The 18,773-nt window shown below is 69.2% G+C and carries 24 protein-coding genes; 8 read left to right on the top strand and 16 right to left on the bottom strand.

Going from position 1 to position 18,773, the window contains the following annotated elements; genetic code table 11:
• Positions 1-28: 28 nt before the first annotated feature.
• Positions 29-1,159, top strand: a complete 1,131-nt coding sequence (locus tag JW805_04490; protein ID MBN2971271.1) for a hypothetical protein — start codon at positions 29-31, stop codon at positions 1,157-1,159.
• Here JW805_04490 and JW805_04485 read toward each other — a convergent pair.
• Positions 1,156-2,328: a hypothetical protein gene (locus tag JW805_04485; protein ID MBN2971270.1), complete on the bottom strand. Its 1,173-nt coding sequence runs from the start codon at positions 2,326-2,328 to the stop codon at positions 1,156-1,158. The genes JW805_04490 and JW805_04485 overlap by 4 nt on opposite strands.
• Before the next feature lie 206 nt (positions 2,329-2,534).
• On the opposite strand from JW805_04485, the gene JW805_04480 reads away from it, so the two are divergent.
• Positions 2,535-2,867, top strand: a complete 333-nt coding sequence (locus JW805_04480; protein ID MBN2971269.1) for a hypothetical protein — start codon at positions 2,535-2,537, stop codon at positions 2,865-2,867.
• Positions 2,868-2,897: 30 nt separating this feature from the next.
• Positions 2,898-3,113 (top strand): hypothetical protein, encoded by a 216-nt coding sequence (locus JW805_04475; protein MBN2971268.1) that lies wholly within the window; start codon positions 2,898-2,900, stop codon positions 3,111-3,113.
• 38 nt (positions 3,114-3,151) lie between these two features.
• Here JW805_04475 and JW805_04470 read toward each other — a convergent pair whose 3' ends face one another.
• The 9 genes from JW805_04470 to JW805_04430 all read right to left on the bottom strand — a co-directional run bounded on the left by JW805_04470 (position 3,152) and on the right by JW805_04430 (position 9,691).
• Entirely contained in the window at positions 3,152-3,592 is a 441-nt protein-coding gene (locus JW805_04470; protein MBN2971267.1) for a DUF411 domain-containing protein, read from the bottom strand.
• A gap of 59 nt (positions 3,593-3,651) precedes the next feature.
• Positions 3,652-4,029: a DUF305 domain-containing protein gene (locus JW805_04465; GenBank protein ID MBN2971266.1), complete on the bottom strand. Its 378-nt coding sequence runs from the start codon at positions 4,027-4,029 to the stop codon at positions 3,652-3,654.
• Between the two features lie 48 nt (positions 4,030-4,077).
• Positions 4,078-4,794, bottom strand: a complete 717-nt coding sequence (locus JW805_04460; GenBank protein ID MBN2971265.1) for a PepSY domain-containing protein — start codon at positions 4,792-4,794, stop codon at positions 4,078-4,080.
• 23 nt (positions 4,795-4,817) lie between these two features.
• The gene (locus tag JW805_04455; protein MBN2971264.1) at positions 4,818-5,261 is read right to left on the bottom strand and encodes a DUF305 domain-containing protein; all 444 of its coding nucleotides are present in this window, start codon (positions 5,259-5,261) and stop codon (positions 4,818-4,820) included.
• A gap of 35 nt (positions 5,262-5,296) precedes the next feature.
• Positions 5,297-5,965 (bottom strand): copper resistance protein B, encoded by a 669-nt coding sequence (locus tag JW805_04450; protein MBN2971263.1) that lies wholly within the window; start codon positions 5,963-5,965, stop codon positions 5,297-5,299.
• A 500-nt stretch (positions 5,966-6,465) separates the two neighbouring features.
• Positions 6,466-8,334, bottom strand: coding sequence for a copper resistance system multicopper oxidase (locus JW805_04445; protein ID MBN2971262.1), 1,869 nt, complete (start codon positions 8,332-8,334; stop codon positions 6,466-6,468).
• Between the two features lie 81 nt (positions 8,335-8,415).
• Positions 8,416-8,982 (bottom strand): RNA polymerase sigma factor, encoded by a 567-nt coding sequence (locus JW805_04440; protein MBN2971261.1) that lies wholly within the window; start codon positions 8,980-8,982, stop codon positions 8,416-8,418.
• Positions 8,979-9,419, bottom strand: a complete 441-nt coding sequence (locus JW805_04435; GenBank protein ID MBN2971260.1) for a periplasmic heavy metal sensor — start codon at positions 9,417-9,419, stop codon at positions 8,979-8,981. Before JW805_04435 ends, JW805_04440 begins: the two co-directional genes overlap by 4 nt.
• Positions 9,416-9,691, bottom strand: a complete 276-nt coding sequence (locus JW805_04430; protein ID MBN2971259.1) for a hypothetical protein — start codon at positions 9,689-9,691, stop codon at positions 9,416-9,418. The genes JW805_04435 and JW805_04430 overlap by 4 nt, the downstream gene beginning before the upstream one ends.
• 146 nt (positions 9,692-9,837) lie before the next feature.
• On the opposite strand from JW805_04430, the gene copC reads away from it, so the two are divergent.
• Both copC and copD read left to right on the top strand, forming a co-directional pair.
• A complete protein-coding gene (gene copC, locus JW805_04425) occupies positions 9,838-10,212 on the top strand; it encodes a copper homeostasis periplasmic binding protein CopC (GenBank protein ID MBN2971258.1) in 375 nt (124 codons plus the stop codon).
• A 2-nt stretch (positions 10,213-10,214) separates the two neighbouring features.
• Complete coding sequence (copD, locus tag JW805_04420) at positions 10,215-11,138, top strand: copper homeostasis membrane protein CopD (GenBank protein ID MBN2971257.1); 924 nt, start codon at positions 10,215-10,217, stop codon at positions 11,136-11,138.
• A 36-nt stretch (positions 11,139-11,174) separates the two neighbouring features.
• Here the strand turns inward: copD and JW805_04415 are convergent, their stop codons facing one another.
• Positions 11,175-11,891, bottom strand: coding sequence for a glutaredoxin family protein (locus JW805_04415; protein MBN2971256.1), 717 nt, complete (start codon positions 11,889-11,891; stop codon positions 11,175-11,177).
• Between the two features lie 109 nt (positions 11,892-12,000).
• Here JW805_04415 and JW805_04410 point away from each other — a divergent pair, with 109 nt between their 5' ends.
• Positions 12,001-12,393: a MerR family DNA-binding protein gene (locus tag JW805_04410; protein ID MBN2971255.1), complete on the top strand. Its 393-nt coding sequence runs from the start codon at positions 12,001-12,003 to the stop codon at positions 12,391-12,393.
• 217 nt (positions 12,394-12,610) lie between these two features.
• On the opposite strand, the gene JW805_04405 is transcribed toward JW805_04410, so the two are convergent.
• Positions 12,611-12,790 carry a hypothetical protein gene (locus JW805_04405; protein ID MBN2971254.1) on the bottom strand — a complete coding sequence of 60 codons (180 nt, stop codon included), beginning with the start codon at positions 12,788-12,790 and terminating at the stop codon, positions 12,611-12,613.
• A 3-nt stretch (positions 12,791-12,793) separates the two neighbouring features.
• Positions 12,794-13,153 (bottom strand): cation transporter, encoded by a 360-nt coding sequence (locus JW805_04400; GenBank protein MBN2971253.1) that lies wholly within the window; start codon positions 13,151-13,153, stop codon positions 12,794-12,796.
• Between the two features lie 61 nt (positions 13,154-13,214).
• Here JW805_04400 and JW805_04395 point away from each other — a divergent pair, with 61 nt between their 5' ends.
• Both JW805_04395 and JW805_04390 read left to right on the top strand, forming a co-directional pair.
• Positions 13,215-13,670 (top strand): helix-turn-helix domain-containing protein, encoded by a 456-nt coding sequence (locus JW805_04395; protein ID MBN2971252.1) that lies wholly within the window; start codon positions 13,215-13,217, stop codon positions 13,668-13,670.
• The gene (locus tag JW805_04390) at positions 13,667-14,812 is read left to right on the top strand and encodes a hypothetical protein (GenBank protein ID MBN2971251.1); all 1,146 of its coding nucleotides are present in this window, start codon (positions 13,667-13,669) and stop codon (positions 14,810-14,812) included. Before JW805_04395 ends, JW805_04390 begins: the two co-directional genes overlap by 4 nt.
• A 627-nt stretch (positions 14,813-15,439) precedes the next feature.
• On the opposite strand, the gene JW805_04385 is transcribed toward JW805_04390, so the two are convergent.
• From JW805_04385 to JW805_04375, 3 genes are all read right to left on the bottom strand, one after another.
• Positions 15,440-17,782 (bottom strand): N-6 DNA methylase, encoded by a 2,343-nt coding sequence (locus tag JW805_04385; GenBank protein ID MBN2971250.1) that lies wholly within the window; start codon positions 17,780-17,782, stop codon positions 15,440-15,442.
• Positions 17,783-17,908: 126 nt separating this feature from the next.
• Positions 17,909-18,232 carry a hypothetical protein gene (locus tag JW805_04380; protein MBN2971249.1) on the bottom strand — a complete coding sequence of 108 codons (324 nt, stop codon included), beginning with the start codon at positions 18,230-18,232 and terminating at the stop codon, positions 17,909-17,911.
• A gap of 119 nt (positions 18,233-18,351) precedes the next feature.
• The gene (locus JW805_04375) at positions 18,352-18,720 is read right to left on the bottom strand and encodes a helix-turn-helix transcriptional regulator (GenBank protein ID MBN2971248.1); all 369 of its coding nucleotides are present in this window, start codon (positions 18,718-18,720) and stop codon (positions 18,352-18,354) included.
• Positions 18,721-18,773 lie beyond the last annotated feature (53 nt).

Raw genomic sequence — 18,773 nt, 5'->3', positions numbered from 1 at the left:
GCCTCGCGCGACGCCGTAAGGCGTCGGCATGAAGACTGCCGGGATCGAGGAGCTGCTGGCCCGCTTCGCGAAGGGCCCCGTGGAGCGTGAGCTGGGCATGTTCGCGGCGCTGCCGGTCGACAAGCGGCGGACTGTCGAGTCGCGGCTGCGCGGCATCGCTCGGTATCGCGCGGATCATGGTGCTGGGACGTCGGTGGCGAAGGACTTGGGCCTGACGCCGCGCAGTCTCTACCGCCTTGCAGCCCGCGTGGATGATGTCGGGCCGGTGGAGGCGCTCGCCCCGTTGGCCGGGGCCGGAAGGAAGAAGCGGTCGGACGTTGCCGTGCTGCCACCGGCAGCCGAAGCGCGGCTGGCCGCGTTGCTGGCTGAGCGGCCTGGAGCCAGCTGGTCGGACATCATGGATGCGGTCGCCGCGGCGGGCGGGCCGGCACCGAGCGTGTCGGCTGTCCGGCGCCGCGCGATGATGCTGCGCCGCGAATACGTGGCGCCCGCCGACGCCGTGCTCGGCCGCGCGCTCCTGATCGATCAGATCGCCCTGGACATCACCACCCGGTTTGACGGCGGGGAGGTCCGTTATCTGGTCGCGGACGTGATGCTCGACCTGGAGACCCGGCTCATCCTGGGCGCGGCGCCCGCCGACGCTCCGACGAGCGCTCGCGTGGGACGGATGGGACTGCTGGTGCGCACTGCGGCGCAGATCCTGCGCGGACTGGAATCGCCTTGGCGCGTCGCCGACCGGATCGCCTCGCTGTCATGGGTGGTCGATGACGACGTCGACCCGGCAGCGGTCCGGAGGGTCGCTGACATCGGGGCCGCCATGCGGCCGCCGGTGTCCGTGTCGGTGTCGTCGACCGGGCGCTTCCGCCGCGGCACGGAACTGATCAAGTTCGTCGGCGACCACATCCATTCGGTTGAGCTCCTTCCACGAGCGACGGTCGATCCGGTCGCGAAGCATGCCGCAGACGGCTTCGCCAGGCCTCAGGTCGCAGCGGCCGCGGTGCGCAGTCTCGTGCGCGGCTGGAACGGCGACCTTGTCCATCGCGTTGGCTGGGCCGCGCGACCCGTGGGCAATCTGAGCGAGCCGCTGTTAGCGCAGATGGTTTCCTTGATGTCTCCGCTGCTGGGCCCGGCCGATTTGAAGCTCGGCCCTCCGGTCTAGGCGCTCGCGCTCCGGTCGGACGTCAGCCGCGCGTCAACGGTCGCCGTGACGAACGCGCCCAGTGAGGCGCAGAGGGCCTCTGCAGCTTCGCGGGCCGCCGTCGCGTCGGCCCCGGCGACGCCCGCGAGCACCGTCTCGACGCTTCGGCGCAGGTGGGCGAGCGCCTCGTCCGCACCATGGGCTTTGCCAATGGCGCCCGGCTCTACCCCGTCAGGGACACCGTCGATCGGGCAGTCGACGCCATAGGCGAGCACTCGCCTGGCTAGGTCGATCGGCAGGACCACGTCCGACTTCGGTCCGTCGGGCCGGCGGAACATGGCGAACGGCGCGCGCCCGACGGACCGGCCCAAGACTGGCGTGATCGCGCTGCCCCCGCGCAGGCGCACCGACGACGCGTCTCCCAGCACGTAACCCGCGTCCACAAGAGCCGTGCGATGGCCGTTCAGCTCTCTACGGGCGGTCCAGGTGGCCACGAGCACCGGCGCTTCGACGTCGCGCAGGCGCGCGAGGGTTCGCGCACGCTGTGCCAGCGCGACCAGCTCTGTGCCACTGGGGAAGCCGGCATGCAGGCTAATGCCGCAGATCTCGCCATCGGCTCCGGCGATCAGTGCCGCAAGCACAGCCGGGCGCTGCTCGCCCGACCCGTCCACGACGTCGAAGGTTAGCGGGCAGCAGTCGAGAATCGCGTCGAAGTCGAGCTGCAGACGCGAGCGCAGGTCGACTGACTGCGGGCCACGACCGCGTCGGGTGCGGATGGCATTCGGCGACGCCACCGGAAGGCCTTTGGCTATGGCGCGCCGCTCGGCTTCCCTGTGGACGGCTGCGTCCGTAGCGTTGGGGCCCAGCTCAGCGATTACGTCCTCGACGATGGCGGCCGTTGCCGGGGGCAGCGATCGGTGCAGTCCCCGCCGCGAGCGCTTGGGCTCCCTGCCCGTCTGCAGCGCGCGATGCGCGGCGATCACGCGCTGGAACGTGACCGGCGAGACTCCGAGCCGGGAAGCGTGACGCCTAACGTCCTCGGCCGTTGGAGAGGCGATCCGGAGGTAATCCGCCAAGGCGGCGAAACGTTGGCGGGTCCTTGGCCAGCTGGTGGGCGGCAGTTCCGCCAGCACTCGGGCTTCGTCCGTCGCCGGTTCCGACGCGGGGTTCCCGGTCGTGTCGCTGAACACTCTTTCCTCCATCAACCTCACCGTTGATGAAGGCGGACCGCAGTCCGACACGTTCAATCTGTTTGTCCCTACTGGCACCGCCCGCGCGGCGTCTGCGCCAGCGCGGTTCGAACGATGCCGCGCGCGATCGACCGCATGTGATTGCCAGCTCCAGGCGCGTCCGGTATTTCGGTTTGATGCTCCGCGCCGGGATGATCAGGTTCGCCATGCTGGTGCTGTTGGGCGCGTTCGTCCTGACGCGCGCGGGGCCCGCGTGCGCTTCGATGCTTTCCCCGTCGGCGATGCTTGTCGAAGACGCGAAGGTGTCTGCCGCGAGCAGCTGCCACGAGGCGCCGCACGGCGCGCCAGCTGGGGACAAGGAACGGAATGATGGCGAGCGGACGGCGTGTGCGACGGGCTGCGTGGCCGCCCCTGCGGCCGCAGCGATCGGGTCTCCACCTGCTGCAACGCCTGGAACCGTGACGCTGGCCCTGGTGCAGGGGCTGGACGGTCTGGAGGGTGGACCGGCTCCGCCCCCTCCGCGCGGGCTGATCGTCTGAACGATCAAGCTCAATCAGGGAACCGAACATATGAAGACGTTGAAGATCATGGGCGCCGCGCTGGCGCTGACCATCTCGGGCGCCGCTTCCGCGGCCGCTGCCGACTGCTGCAAGGACATGGCCTGCTGCAAGGAAGGCGCGGACTGCTGCAAGGAGAAGGACGGCAAGAAGTCCGACTGCTGCCATGACATGAAAAAGGGCGGCGACCATGCCGGCCACGACATGTCGGGCAAGCCCGCGAAGTGACGTGACGGAGAGGAGCGCGCCCGGCGCGCTCCTCTTTCTCAGTGCCGCGCGAAGACGCGGCGCCCGCCGGGACCGAATGCGACCACGACGTAGGGCTGCGCCTTCACGCCTGGCATCTCCATGCCGGGGGAACCCATCGGCATCCCCGCCACCGCGAGGCCGCTGACGCCCTTCGGGCGCGTTGCGAGCGCGCGCTTCATGTCGGCGACGGGCACATGCCCCTCGAACGTCATGCCGTCGACGACCGCGGTGTGGCAGGACGCGAGATCGGCCGGGACGCCGCGCGCCTTCATGAATGCCGGACGCGCGGCATCGTCGACGACCTTCGCGGCCCGACCGAACTGCGCCTTCACCTGCTGCACCCACTTCTCGCAGCACGGGCAGCTCGGGTCGCGGTGCATGAGGACGGGGTCGGCCGCGATGGCGGCCACGGGGATCGCGCATGCGAGCGCGGCGGAGACCAGGTGCGGTAGCTTCATGTCGGACTCCAAGGTTGCGCCCCCCGGTCCCGCGGGATCGCGGGGGACGTGATGCCCGCCTACTGCGCCCGCTTTCCGTGCGCGCGCAACCAGGCGTTCAGCTCGGCGACCTCCTTCTGCTGCATGGCGACGGTCTTGGTCGCCATCTGCCGCACCTTCTGGTCGCGGGTCTGCCGGATGACCATCTGCGACATCTCGATGCCGCCGCGATGGTGCTCGATCATCTTCCGGACCCAGGTCTCCGTCGCGTCGGCGCCGACGGCGGCCATCATCTTCTCGTGCATCCGCATCTCGGCCGGCGGATAGGGATTGGCAGGCGTCGCCTGCATCGTCATTCCGCCCGCCGGATGGTGGCCGGCATGGCCGCTCTGCTGCGCGACGGCGGTGCCGCCCGCGATGGCGGCGAGGGCGATGGCGCTCAGGACTGCTTTTCTCACACGAACTCTCCAGTTGCCCCGCTCACGCACCATACGCAGGAGCGCCGGCTACCCCTCCGCCCTGCGACGCCTTTTTCTCGGCCAGCGCAGATAGAGCAGGATCGTCCCGGCGATCGCGAGCAGAAGCCCGCCGACGGCGAAGGCCTTCAGCCATGGCGTGTTGAAGTCCTCGTGCTCGCTCCAGTCCATGATGTGAAGCGCCCAGAAGAAGTCGTAGAACCGCCATGTCCCGGTGCGGACGGCGGCGATGCGCCCGGCATCGTCGATGTAGATCCGCGTCGCCTCGCCATCGGCGAATGCGGCCTGCCACGCCGGCAGTCGGCCCTTATACTCGGTGCTGCCGGTGGTGACCCGGGCGACCGCGACGGCGGGCGCAGGCCGCCTCCTGTATGCGGCCGACGCGATGCGGCTCGCCGTCGTCGCATCGATCGCCGGCAGTCGGTCGCCCGTTGCCGCGTCGTGAAGCCGCAGCTCGCCGGATGCGGTCTCGATCTCCACGACCCGGCGGCCGAGCAGCAGGCGATGCCGCGCGCTCCGCAGCGGCGTCCCCGCCGCGATGCGGTCGAGCGGCGCGTAGGCCTGCGCTGGCAGGACGCCCCCGTCCTCGCGCTCGACCAGGTGCTCGCCGCGCACCCGCTCGATCGGCAGCAGGCTCATGACGAGCCCGCTCGTGAACCACAGCAGCAGCTGGACGCCGATTACGAGCGCCAGCCAGCGGTGAAGCCAGCTCGCCCCGATGTGCAGCCGCATCCTCGTGCTTCGCATTCGTCCCCTCGTGGTCGGGCGCCTCACTGGCGCGCGAGCATGCCCTTCATCTGATCGATTTCCTGCTGCTGCGAGCGGATGATGTCCTGGCACAGCGACTTCAGCTTGGGGTCGCGCAGCGACGCCTCGCGGCACATCAGGATCGCGCCCGAGTGGTGCGGGATCATCGAGCGCAGGAAGGCCGTGTCGCCGATCGTCGTCTGGGTGCGTATGAGCGCGAAGCTCGCCACGAACACCACCGCCGACCCGACGAGCAGGGCGGCGTTTGCCCGCTTCGACGGGAACATGTGCGGCATGGCGACGATCATCAGCACGACCATCGGCGTGACCATCATCAGCGCCATGTAGAGCATGTTCAGGTTGTTGAAGAAGCTCGACAGGCGGTTGATCATCACGAACATGACGAAATACATGATGATGCCGCCCACGAGCGACTGGACCGCGAGGTTCACGTAAGGGTTCTTCATGGTGTCACTCCCTGTTGCCCCGCTCTCCACTCCGCTCAGAACCAGGCGCGGATCCCCGCGACGAGGCTGAAGCCGCCGGTGCCTTCGCCCGCCGCGCGGCTGTATCGGGCGGTGTCGCCGAACCTGCGCTCCCAGGACACGCCGACATAGGGGGCGAACTCGCGCCTGATCTCGTAGCGCAGGCGCAGCCCGGCCTCGGCGTCGGTCACGCCCGATCCGATGTTGCTGGACGGCACGTCCTGCGCCGACAGGTTGAGCTCGACGCGCGGCTGCAGCACGAGCCGCTGGGTGATGCGCTGGTCGTAATAGCCTTCGAGGCGCCCGAGCACATCGCCCCTATCCGACAGGAACAGCGCGCCTTCGACGTCGAACCAGTATGGCGCGAGGCCTTCGAAGCCGACCGTCGCGTAGGTCCGGTCCGGGCCGCGACGGAAGTCCTGCCGGACGCCGGCCTGCAGATTAAAGTAGGGCCCGACGGCGCGGCTGTAGAGCGCCTGCACCTCGCCCTCCGCGTCCTCGCGGAACGCGCCTTCGCCCTCGCTCTTGATGGTCAGTCGGTTGATGTCGCCGCCATACCAGAACTCGCCGTCCCACCTGTAGCCGTCGCGGCCGTCGCGGAACTGCACCTCGGCGAGGTTCAGCATCAGCTGCGAGAACGACATGCCGCCATGCTCGCTGCGCAGCGTGGCGCGCGCAGGCGCCATCGCGTCGCGGCCCCAGACGCGGTCGGCGTAGGTCGCCTCGGGCGCCGCGGGCGCGGGTGCGTTCCCGGCGGGCAGCGCGGTGCCGCCGGTGGTCATCGCGGCCGGGGCGGCGGCAGGCGCGACGGCCTTCGACGTGCAGTGCCCCATGGCCGCGTGCTCGGGCGGACAGTCCGGATCGCTCGCGGCCGCAGCGGCGGGCGCGGCAGCTGCGGGGGGTGCAGCCTGTCGCGCCGCCGGCGCCGACGCCCTGGGCGTGCAGTGACCCATCGCCGCGTGCTCCGGCGGGCACGACGGATCGACCGGCGCGGTGGCGCGTGAGGGCGGTGCCGAACGCTCTGCCGGGCGCGCGGGCACCTTGGCCGCCGGCGTCGGCCTAGCAGCCGGGTTGGGCTTGGCCGACTTCGGCTTGGCGGCGGCGGGCATCTTGCAGTGGCCCATGGCCGCGTGCTCGGGCGTGCATTGGGCGGCCGACGCCAGCAGGATGGCGCTGAGGACGAGGCTCATTTCGTGTCTCCATCGCGCGGCCGGACGGAGACGACCTGCATCATGCCGGCGTGCATGTGATAGAGCATGTGGCAGTGGAACGCCCAGTCGCCGACGGCGTCGGTGGTGACGTCGAACGTCGCCGTGCCGCCCGGCTGGACCTGGATCGTGTGCTTGCGCGGCGCGAACTCGCCGTGGCCCGTGACGAGCTCGAAGAAGTGGCCGTGCAGGTGGATGGAGTGGCCCATCATGGTGTCGTTAACCAGCGTGATGCGCACGCGCTCGTCCTTGAGGAACGGGATCGGCTTCCTGACCTCGCTGAGCTTCTCGCCGTCGAACGCCCACATGTAGCGTTCCATGTTGCCGGTGAGGTGGATGCGCATCGACCGGTCCGGCGCGCGCACGTCGGGGTTGCGGTCGACCGCCATCAGGTCGGTGTAGACCAGCACCTTGTGGCCGACGTCGTCCAGTCCCTGGCCCGGCTCGCCCATCCGGTCGACTGGCATCGGCGAAATGGTCTGCACGGTCGGCGTCTTCTTGACCTCCGGAGCGACCGAGAAGTCGCGCATGGAATGGTCCATGCCGCCCGACCCGTGGTCCATTGCGCCCTGTTGAGCGGTGCCGCCGGTGGCGGCTTCACTGGCCGCCGGCTTGCAGTGACCCATGGCGGCGTGTTCGGGCGGACATGCCGGCGTCGTGAGAGACGGCGTAGCGTGGCCCATGGCGGAATGGTTCATGCCGGCCATCGATCCGCCGGATCCGTGGTCCATGCCGCCCATGCCCATGTCCTTCATGTCGGCGAGCGGGCGGCGGCGGAGCGGCGGGACGGCGGCGGCCATGCCCTCGCGCGGCGCGAGCGTCGCGCGCGCCATGCCCGACCGGTCGACGCTCTCGCCGACGATCGTGTAGGCGCGCTCGTCGGCGGGCTGGACGATCACGTCGTATGTCTCCGCGACCGCGATCTGCATCTCGTCGACCGCGACGGGGCGAACCGGCAGGCCGTCGGCCTGGACGACGGTCATCCTGAGGCCGGGGATGCGGAAGTTGAAGGTCGTCATCGCCGAGGCGTTGATGATCCGCAGCCGCACGCGCTCGCCCGGCAGGAAGAGCCCAGTCCAGTTGTCGCGCGGGCCATGGCCGTTGACGAGATAGGTGTAGGTGCTTCCGGTCACGTCGGCGACGTCGGTCGGGTCCATCCGCATGGCGCCCCACTCGCGACGCTCCTCCGCCGACTGGTCCTTGCCGGCGAGCAGCCCGGCCAGCGTCTGCTTCTGGAAGTTGAAGTAGCCGCCCTGCTGCTTGAGCTTCTTGAAGATGATGTGCGGGTGCATCTGGCTGTGGTCGGACAGCACGATCACATGCTCTCGATCCGACCGGATCGGGTCCTCGCCCTTGGGGTCGATGACGATCGGGCCGTAGTGGCCCAGCTGCTCCTGCAGGCCGGAATGGCTGTGATACCAGTAGGTGCCCGACTGCACGATCGGGAACTCGTACGTGAACGTCGATCGCGGCTTGATGCCCGGGAAGCTGACGCCGGGAACGCCGTCCATGTGGAACGGCAGGATCAGCCCGTGCCAGTGGATGGAGCTGTCCTCGTCGAGTGCGTTCTCGACGTGCAGCCGCACGTTCTGGCCCTCGCGCAGCCGGATGAGCGGCGCAGGGACCGTGCCGTTGATGCCGATCGCGTGGCTCTCGCGGCCGTCGATGGTCATCATCTGGTGCGCGATGCGCAGGGTGATGTCCTCTCCCGACACGGTCGGAAGCGGCTTCACGATTCCTGCGGACGCCGACTGCGCCCAGGCAGGCATCCAGGCGGACAACGCCAGCCCGCCGCCGGCGAGCGTGGCGCCGCGCAGCAGGCGTCGGCGGTCGATGGTGGCGTTCATGAGGGCTTTCGGTTCTCGGTTGAGCGGACAGTGTCTGTGCTTGTTACGCAACGGCGGGGCACGCCCCTCGCCAGTTTGCGATCAGCGGCCGAGCATTTCCGCGAGGCGGGCGCGGGCGCGCCTGATGCGGGTCTCGACCGCCTTTTCGCTGATCGAGAGCAGGGTTGCCGCTTCGGCCTGGCTGAGACCATCGACCGCGCACAGGACCAGCGGCTCGCGCTGGGATGCTGGCAGCCGTGCGACGGCGCGGGAGAGGCGCGCAAGGTCGGCCCGGTCTGCCGCTTCGGCATCCGGGAGCGGGCGGTCGTCGGCGTGCAGGTCGGCGACCTCGTCGAGCGGAGTGGCGAGACCGAACAGCCGCCGAACGGCTCGGCGCCGCCCCCAGTCGCGGCACTTGTTGAGCGCGATGCGCGCGAGCCAGGCCGACATGGGACGGTCGGGGTCGAAGCGGCGGAGCGCGCCATGAGCGGACACGAACGTCTCCTGCACGAGGTCGAGGGCCTCGTCCGGATCGGCGACGTTGGCGAGGATGAGGCGGTAGACGCGCTGGCGGTGCCTTCGCATGATCTCGGCGAACGCGTCGTCGTCGCCGCCCGCCGACAGGCTGGCGAGGTCGCCGTCGGCGAGTGCCGCCAGGTCCGCCCTCACCGGGCGCCGGTGGTCAGCGACTTCGTGACCGCGCGGTCGAACGCCGCCCTCTGCTCGGGGTGCAGCACCTCGCGCATGGCGAACACGTGCGTTAGCGTCGCCTTCTGCAGCTCGCCCATGGCGCGGTGCGACGCGTCGACGGCAGCGGCCACCTTGGGTCCGTTCCCGTGCTCGGCCTCGATGGCGGCGGCGAGCCGCGCGTTGTCGGCGCGCAGCTCGGATTCCAGCGATTGGCGCTTGTTGGCGAATTCACGCTCGAGCTGCTCGATCCTGGCTTCCTGATCGGCGTCGAGCTTGAGGTCGTGGTGCAGCAGGGCGTGCAGTTCGGACGTCTGCGCATGCCGCGCGGGGATGATCACGCGGCCGACGAACACGCCGCCGATCGCGGCGAGGAAGGCGACGATGGCGACCAGCGCGGTCCAGCGTCCGCGCGTCATCGGTCGGCGAGCAGCAGCGTCGACGGCGCGAGCGGGCTCGCCACGCCGAAGGGATCGATGGGGGCGGCACTCGCGGGCGACGCCGCCGAGCCGGCGGTCATGGTCCCGAGCATGATCGCTCCGACGGCGGCGAACGCGACGGCGCCGATGCCGGTCCGCGCGCTCGTCCGGTTCGCCCGCACGCGGTTGAACACGGCCGCCTCGATCGAGCGCAGCCCGGGATGCTCGTCGTCGGCGACCCGGCGGAGCGCGGCATCGAGATCGAGGTCCATCTGGTTCTCCATTCCGTCTTATACGGGCTGGTTGCTAGCAGCCCTCGCCGATGGGCGCAGTCGCGAAGTGCGACGCCGCCCCGAGGGGGCGAGCGGCGCCGCGCGTATTGGTCGAAGATCCCCCTGATTTCACGATGGAGTCGAAGATGCGTTTCCAAGCCGTAGCCGCCGCTGCCGCCCTCTTGGCGATCACGGCACCCGCCATGGCCCACCCCAAGCTGGTGTCGGCCAACCCCGCGCCGAACGCCACGGTCGCGCCAACGGCGCGGGTCCAGGTGACGTTTTCCGAGGCGCTGCTGCCGAAGCTGTCTGGTGCCGATATCGTGATGACGGGCATGCCCGGGATGGACTCGCACCCGCCGATGAAGATGCCCGCGAAGGTCGGCGTCAGCCCCGACCGCAAGACGATGGTCATCACGCTGGCCAAGCCTTTGCCCAAGGGCACCTACCGGCTCGACTGGCACGGGGTGTCGGCCGACACGCACCGGGTGAAGGGCAGCTACGCCTTCAAGGTCGCCTGACGGTGGACTGGGCGGCCGTCGCCGTCCGGTTCGCGCTCTACGTCGACCTGATGCTCGCATGCGGCCTGGCAGCCTTCACGCTGACCGCGCCGACAGGGACCGCAAGGAAAATGCCGCTGCGCACGTTGGTCGTCGCCTGCGGCGGCCTTGGTCTCTTCCTTTCCGCCGGCGGCCTGCTCGTCATGACGGCCGCCATGGCGGGCACGACCCTGACGGAGATCGACCGCGAGACGTTGACGATGGTCGTGGACGAGACGCCCTACGGCGCCGCCTGGACGATCCGGATGGTGGCGCTGATCCTGGCGGTCGGATCGGCGTCGACCATCCGCGGAGAATCGTCCCGAGCGCCCGTTGCGGCATCGGCGGCCGCCTTCGCGCTTGCGGTCGCCACGCTGGCCTGGGGCGGTCACGGCGCGATGAGCGAGGGCGCGATCGGCATCCTGCACCTTGGCGCGGACATCGCGCACCTGCTGGCGGCCGCCGTCTGGATGGGGTCGCTCCTGGGCCTCCTCCTGCTCGTCGCCAGACCGGCGGCGAGGATCGACACCGGACATCTCGATCTGTCCTGGCGCGCGCTTCACGGCTTTTCGCGCACGGGCATGGCGGCGGTTGCGATCATCGTCCTTACTGGCGTCGTGAACGGCTGGCTGATCGTGGGTCCGAACGGCCTGCCCAGCCTGCTCTCCACGCTCTACGGCAAGCTGCTGCTGGCGAAGCTGGCCGCGTTCGCCGCCATGGTGGCGCTGGCATCGCTGAACCGCTTCCGGCTGACGCCTGCCCTTGGCTCGGTCGCGCCGTCGGGCGCGGCCCAACGTGAGCTGGGCGCGTTGCGTCTGAGCTTGGCGTTCGAGGCCATGCTGGGGATCGCAATTCTGGCGCTCGTCGCATGGCTGGGCACGCTGGAGCCGGGCGCGGCGACCGGTTGACGGTGCGGGCGGCCGCGCTGCGACCGCCCACAGGCGTTACATTCCGCCCATGCCGGTCAGCATCCAGACTGCCATCGCGATCATGCCGAGGTTCTCGGTGAGCGACACGAAGCCGAGCGGCACGTTGGACGAACCGCCGACGCATGCGCACGTCAGCTCGCGCCGGTCGATGTAGACCGCCTTGAAGACCGAGACGGCACCGACCGTGCCGATGAACAGCGCGATCGGGATCGAGAGCCAGTCCAGTGCCCCGGCCACCATGAGGACGCCGGCCAGGCCCTCGGCGAACGGATAGACGTAGCCGTAGGGGACCCAGCGCTTGGCGAGCAGGTCGTAGTTGAGGAACATCGTCGAGAACTTCTCGACGTCCTGCAGCTTGAGCAGAGCCAGGATGGCCATGCTGAAGCCGCCGAACCATTGCAGCGCGTGGAGCGTGACCGGCGTGCCGAAGGCAGCATGGCTCGCTGCCAGCGCGAGCAGCGCGGTCATGGCGAAGAGCGCGATGACCGGACGGTAGCTGGTGGCGCCGGGTTCGGCGACGTGCAACCCGAAGTGCCGCCGCAGGTCGTCGTATCCGCCGATGCGCTCGCCGCCGATGAACACCTGCGGCGTCGTCTTCACGCCATGCTCGGTCTTGAAGGCGTCGGTCTCGGCGCGGGTGGTGAGGTGATGGTCCTCGACCTCGAAGCCCTTGCGCCGGAGCAGGTCCAGCGCCTTGAGCCCGTAGGGACAGGTGTGTTCAGGCATCACCATGCGGTGAAGGACGGCAGTGGGACGGGTCGACACGGGTGCGCTCCTGGTTTGCGGTTCAACGGCACCCGGCCCATATGGGGTCCGTAGTATGGTCCGGAGTCAAGAGCCGATGTCGAGGATGACGATCGCGAGGCTGGCGGAGGCCGGCGGAGTGGGCGTGGAGACCGTGCGATACTACCAGCGGCGCGGTCTTCTGAGCGAGCCCGAACGGCCGGGCGGCGGCGGGTTCCGCAGCTATGGCGAGCCCGACGTCCGGCGCCTCCGCTTCATCCGTTCGGCACAGCGCGCCGGGTTCACATTGGACGAGATCGGCGAGCTTCTCGAGCTGGACGCGATCGATGACAGGGCGCGGGCTCGTGAGTTGGCACGCTCGCGGGTGGCTGCGCTCGATGCCCGGATCGCGGAGCTCCAGGGCGCCCGTGCGGCGCTGGCGCGGCTGGCAGACGCCTGTGCCGGCGGCTCCGCCGGGGCCTGCCCAATCATCACCGCCTTCGAGCCCTGATCACCTGCGCCGCGGATACGACCGCCACGGCCGCTGCGACGGCGTGAGGGTGAGCCCCAGCACCTGCGCCCGGCCTCGCAGGCCGTCGATCGTCCTTCCCATCTCCCGGGCGATCTGCGCCGTCTGCTGGCGCGCCTCGAGGCGGACGCGGAGTTCGGCGTCGTCCTCGTCCGTCCACCGGCGCGGCGCCCGCCGCGCCGCCGGCGGGTTCTCGTCGTCAGCTATGGAGGTGCTCGCTCTCCCCGCACGCCTCTCCCGGTCCCTCGGTCTGGATCGTCGCGTGCTCGATGCAGAACCGCTCGTCGATCAGCTCGGCGACGGCCTTGCGGACGGTGTCGGCATCCGCGCCCGGCGCCAGCGTGACGTGCATGGTGCAGCTGACGTCGTCGTTGGACATCGACTAGACGTGCAGGTCGTGGAGCCCCGCGACGCCGGGGACGGCCGAGACCGCCGCCCGCACCTCGACCAGCCGCAGGCCCGACGGCACGCCCTCGAGCAGCACGTTCGTCGTGTCGCGCAGCAGGACCCAGGTCCGCGGCAGCACCCACAAGCCGATCGCCACGGCGACGATCGGGTCGATCCACGTCCAGCCGGTGAACTTAATCGCCAGCGCGCCGATGATGACGCCGACCGAGCCGATCATGTCCGCCCACACCTCGAGATAGGCGCCCTTTACGTTGAAGCTGCCGTCCTTGCCGGCGGTGAGCAGCCGCATGGAGATGAGGTTCACGACGAGGCCGATCGCGGCCACGGTCAGCATGCCCCGACGCGCAGCTGCTCCAGGCCATTTCCACCTCGTGCGACTCGACGTGGATGGGTATATGGACCCTGTAGCAACTAGAGACTCAAGGAGTTTCGTGGCGGACCTGACGATCGGACGACTGGCGGCAGCTACCGGCGTGAAGGTGGAGACGATTCGCTATTACGAGCGGGCGGGCCTGATCGCGCCGCCAGCCAGGACCGGTGGCAACTACCGGTCATATTCGACAGGCGACCTCGACAGGCTGCGCTTTATCCGGAAGACGCGCGACCTGGGATTCACGCTCGAGGAGATCAGGGCGATGCTGGACCTTGCGCGCCAGCGGGATCGATCGTGCGACACGATCGACGCGATCGCGTCGAAGCACCTGGCCGACGTCGATCGCAAGATCGCAGACCTGCGCGGTCTGCGACGGGAGCTCTCCGCAATCATCTCGAACTGCGCCGGCGGCACCGTGGGCGACTGCCGCATCCTGGAGGCGTTCGGCGACGACGCGAAGGGCGGTGATCCCAGATGAGCTCGGGGCTGGAACTGAAGGACGCGTCCGCCCCGCCGTCGCTCGGCGGGCTCGAGCGCGAAGAGCGCGTCGAGGCCATGGTGGAGTGGTTCCGCGACAACTTCGAGGATCCGGCCGAGCATACCCCGCACGAGAGCGCCGAGGGCGGATATCAATACATCTGGGGCGGGCCATACGACGCGCTGGATCAGATCAGCTCGACCTTTCCGGAGGCCGAGCAGGGCGAGATCGAGGAGGCGGTCGACGAGATCCAGTCGGACGGCATATATGATTGGGCCCCGTCCGATGGCCGCGTCCAGCCCGACGACTATGAGGATCCGGACATGGATCTGGACGGCGGTCTGGAACTGGACGGCGGTCCGGCACCCGAGCCGCTTGCGGATCGGCTGGCCGCCCTTGGCGAGCAGCTTGACCGGATCGAGGGTCATGTGTCGGCGCTGCTCAAGCTGCGCGAGGACGATAACGGCGGCGTGGCGGGCATCGGCCACAACCGTCCACCGGAGGACGTCGAGGGCGAGATCGACCTCAACGCCGTTCAGGAGAGCATCGACGATGTCCGGTCCGAACTGGCGAAGCCCGGCAGGGAGAACGACGCCGATGCCGACAAGCTGGCACGCGCCGAAACCCGCTTCCGCCGGTTCATGGCGTGGGTGAAGCAGCAGGCCGCCGATGCGCCTGGAAAATTGGTCGGCGGCGCGGTGGCGGCCGCTGGCGGCCGCTGGCGGGCTGATGTTCAAATACGCCGTCGAACACCAGGACGAGATCCTCGGGGCGCTGGAGCCCGCGGTCTCCACCGTCTCGTCATGGGTGATGGCGGTGCAGGCCTGGTTCTGACGCTCCGGTTGGCCGGCGGCTTGCACCCCGCCGGCCGCCCGGCCGGGCGACGCCCTCGCCTTCCACAAGCCCGGGCGTCCGGCAGCGTCTGGTTCGTTGCGCGCGTCGATTCCAACTATATCCCGAATCTTTCCGAGCGGTTCGCGCGAGAGGCGCTCGCGCTCGGCATCACAGATAGGCCTGGAACTCGGAACGGAGATAGCGAAGCGCCGAGATCACCCACCTGTCGATCTCGTCTTCCGACCCCGGCGTATGCTGCTGAGGAGCGGCCATGTCGGGCATCACGCAGAGCAGGTCATGCCACATAGTGCGCGCGGGCAGGTGCAGGTGGTGAAACCCCGCTAGCGTTGCTGCGATACGCGGCTGGGGTGCGGCGACGGCGATCACGTCGCCGTCTTCCAGATCAATCTCTTCCGCCTCGGGCTCCAGGTCGATCTCGATCGGCTCGCCTGCGCCGGGTGCTGGTATCGAGGAGTCCAGCCAGCCCGCGTCGACGTCGAACTGCCAGTGCGGATGCGCCGCGCCTCGGCCGGGATAGCCGATGGCGCCGCCCTCCGTCTTCGCGCCCGCCCATTCGAGACGGAAGCGCAGGTCGGGCATGGCTTCGACGCCGGCGATCACGAAGCGCAGGTTGCTGGATGCGAACTCGATCTGGTCTCGCCCGCGCGCGGGTTGCCATTGCTCGTTGTAGCCGAAGTAGAGGATGGAGTCGTCGCCGGCAGCGGGAGCGAGTTCCGCGGCGCTGCCCTGCGGCAGGGTCACGCCGGCCGCCTCGTTCGTCTGATTGCGCAGGACCCATGTGGTGGGACCGTTCCTGGTCGCGATCTTAATGAAGCGAAGCCGCTGGTCTCGGAAGCCGAGCTCGTCGTTGAGCTTCTGTTCGAGTCTCCGCAGCCGGCTTTCGATCGTCGGCTGGGCGCGCACCAGCGGCCGGCTCATGGAAGCGACCATTCTTCCAAGCTGGTCCGGTAGGCGGCGGCCGTGAAGGCATCCAGCATCTGCGCGGAAGGCCGTTCGGACTGATCCAGCTGGCGCAGCTCACGTGCCTGATCGAGGAGTTCGGGCGTCTCGAGATACATGGCGCCCAGATCGGGAAGCGGCACGCGGCGGACCTGGTTCTTGGCGCCATCCACCTGGCCGCCGCCGACGATGCGGCCGTTTTCGCGCAGGAGGGCGAAGAACAGGCGCGAGTTTAGCAGGAACGCGTAGTCCTGCAGGAGTTCGGCGGTGTCGAACGGTGCGCCGACGACCGGCTGCTTGGGAATCCAGGAATAGCCCTGCACGACGACGAAGGATCCGTCCCCGTCGACCGCGAAGCTGTCGGGTCCGATGAAGGCGCGAGCGACCAGCCGAGGGCGACGCGCGAGGTTGGTTTCGCGGCGCGCGCGGTCGAGGTCGATCCGATCGCCATCCGCCACGCCCAGCTGCGCCAGGTACCGGGCGTGGAACGTGGGAGCCGCGCGCTGAATCTGCGTGGAGGTCATCGGCTCGTCGGGATAGAAGATCCAGGTGATCGGCTGGATGCGGCCGTTCCTGATCGAACGAGTCTCGGCGACGGGCCGGAACAGGCGGCGCTCCTTCGCCGGAAGTCGCTCGTATTCATCGCTCTCGATCTGCAGCGTGGCGCCGACCGTGCCTGCGCGCACGCCGAGTTCGACGTGGAAGAGATCCTCGACGGCGGCGATGCCGGGGGTGCTGGCGAGCCGTTCCGGCAGCTCGCCCAGGCTGTAGGGGCGCGGCGTCCAGTCGTCCCGCTCGGCGAGCATACGCTGCGAGGTGGGATAGATGGACCAGTCGATTGTGCGCTCGGCGTTGCGGTTGCCAGTCGTCCAGCGTCGCAGTCGCCGCAGTGCCGCGCTGCTCGCGCCGCGCTTCTGGCTGGCCCACAGCATGGTTGGTGCGGACTCGGCCGGCTGCTCGCTCTTGCGGAGGACGAGCGCCGCGATGTTGACGATGGCGTCGCGGAACAGGCCGTGCTCGCCGAGGACCGCGATGAGCTCGACCTCGTTGCCGCGCAGAAGGCCATCCCGCCACTTGACGCCGCCGGTCTGGCTCAGCGCCCCTGCCGGCAGCAGCGTGGCTAACGTGCCGCCCGGGCGCAGGTGGTGCTGGGCTAGCGAGGTGAACGCCATGGAGAGGTCGGGACGGTAGCGGAAGGCATCGCCGAGGATCTGCTGGAGCCGTTCGCGAACGTCGGCGTCCATCTCGGGCATCGCAAGGAACGGCGGATTCATCAGGACGATGTCGGCGTCCAGGCGGTCGGCGAGGCGCAGGAAGTCCGCGACGCGGACCGTGGCGGTAACGCCGGGCCGGTCGGCGAACCCCCCATGGTCGAGCGCGAACCTCGCCATGGCGATCGCGCTTGCGGAGACGTCGAGGCCGATCAGCTCGACTGCGCCTTGGTAGCCCCGACGTTCGAGCGCACGCAGGACCTCGCAAAGGAAGATGCCGGAACCGCATGCCGGATCGACGATCTTGATCCGGGACTTGTGGAGGTGGTCGGCGATGGCGAGGTCGGCGAGGTTCCGCGCGAGACCGGGCGGGGTGTAGTATGCCCCGAGCTGGGTGCGGTTGGCGCGGTCCGGCACTGGCGCGAGGCCGAACAGCTGCGGCTGCAGCGGCTCGGTCAGGAGGTCGGCATGCGCTTCCTGGAAGACCATTCCCGCCGCATGGCGCATGGTCAGCGCGAGCTCGGCGCGGCGACCTGCGAGCCGGCTGAAGCGCAGCTCCTCGCGCAGGCGATGTTCGTGGTCGCCGGGCAGGCGTCCCTGCGCATCGGGGACGATGCCGTCGGGGATCGCGTCCGCCCCTAAAGGACCGCGGATCTCCTGCGCCATGACGCGCAGGAAGGTCTCGAGCGCCTCGGTGTTGGTGAGGTGTGCGGCGGCTGCGACGTGGCGGTGCGAGCGGAAGCAGCCGACCACGTGCTGGACGACGTCGATCGCCGGCTCGACCCGCTTCGAGATGATGGCGGAGAGGAATCCTTCGGGCTGGCGGTCGACCTGGTCGCGCTTGAAGATGAGCGGCCTTGCGTCCGAGGCGACTTGCCTGGCCGTGAGCGTGTCGGCATCGACGGTCACGTGGGTCGCAAGCTGCGACGACCAGGTCCAGTCGAGCACGCGCTCTACGTCGATCGGCCCGGAGGATAGCGAGAAGCTGCCGTCGACGCCGTCCAGCAGCGCGTGGTGGCGCTGCTGGACGTCGCGTTCGAGGCCCAGCAGGAGGCCGTGGGCGAGGCCGAGCCGGCGGCTCAGATTCTCGGCGATCTCCAACGACATTGCGCACACCCCTGAATCGAACGCGCGGCCGTTCCCTCGGGGAGCGGACCGCGCGAATCGACTATCGCCGAATTCGGCAAGGACCACAAGCCCATAGTCAATAGAGAACGAATAGGGAACATTTATCTACCCGTCGTCGGGTTGCTGGAGATGGCGCGGACGGTTGTTCGCTGCAGCTTGTTGAACCTCGTCCTCGATCGCGTGCGAGTGTCGCCCGTGGGCTTTGACCGGGTCGCACGTTTCGAAGCCTCGACGGGTGGTGACCGGCCCGGTCTGGTCTGAAGGAGTGACAATGGCCTCTACGGCAATGCGGGCTGCTCGATGGTCACCGCGCCGGAAAGGCAGCCCGAGTGTCGCGAGGATGATCAACAGCGCGCAAAGTATGCTGATCTGCCCAATATCGCCGAGGTCGCCGGGCGGACGCTCCGTGCCCCCGGGATCGCCGCCCATGCGTGCGAGCGCCCAGGGAGGACCGCTGCGGAGATCACTGGTTTGCCCGTGCGCCCGCCTGCCTTCGACGACGTGGCATGCGCTGGGCTCTCAGCTGTCGGTGCCGATCACCGGGACCGTCAGACTTTGGCCACCCCAGGCCCCGTGTTTCGGGCTCTGCGGCAGGCGTTGAGGTCGTGTTCGAGGTTGTCGCACACGGCGGCGCAGCCGTCGCAGCAGTCCTTGATCAGGAAGACGGTTAGCTGCCGGATCGCTTCCGGCACTGCGCTGTAGAAGATGTTGCGACCGGCCCGGCGCGACGTCGCGAGGCCGGCCTGCGACAGGATGGTCAGGTGGCTGCTCATCGTGTTGGCGGGCGTCCCGGTCCGCTCAGCCAGCTCGCCGGCGGTCATCCCCTCCACCCCTGCGCGCGCGAGCAGCGAGAACACTGCCAGCCGGGTGGGCTGGGCCAAGGCGCTCATGACTGTGATGGCCTTCATCTTTTCCATTCCTCCAGAATAACCGAAGGGAACGCGACCGCAAGGCGTCTTTCCTTCCGCTG

Source organism: Roseomonas aeriglobus, from assembly GCA_016937575.1.
Classification (GTDB): domain Bacteria; phylum Pseudomonadota; class Alphaproteobacteria; order Sphingomonadales; family Sphingomonadaceae; genus Sphingomonas; species Sphingomonas aerigloba.
Note: the sequence above shows the minus strand (reverse complement) of the source record. Positions and strands in the feature narration are given on the sequence as shown.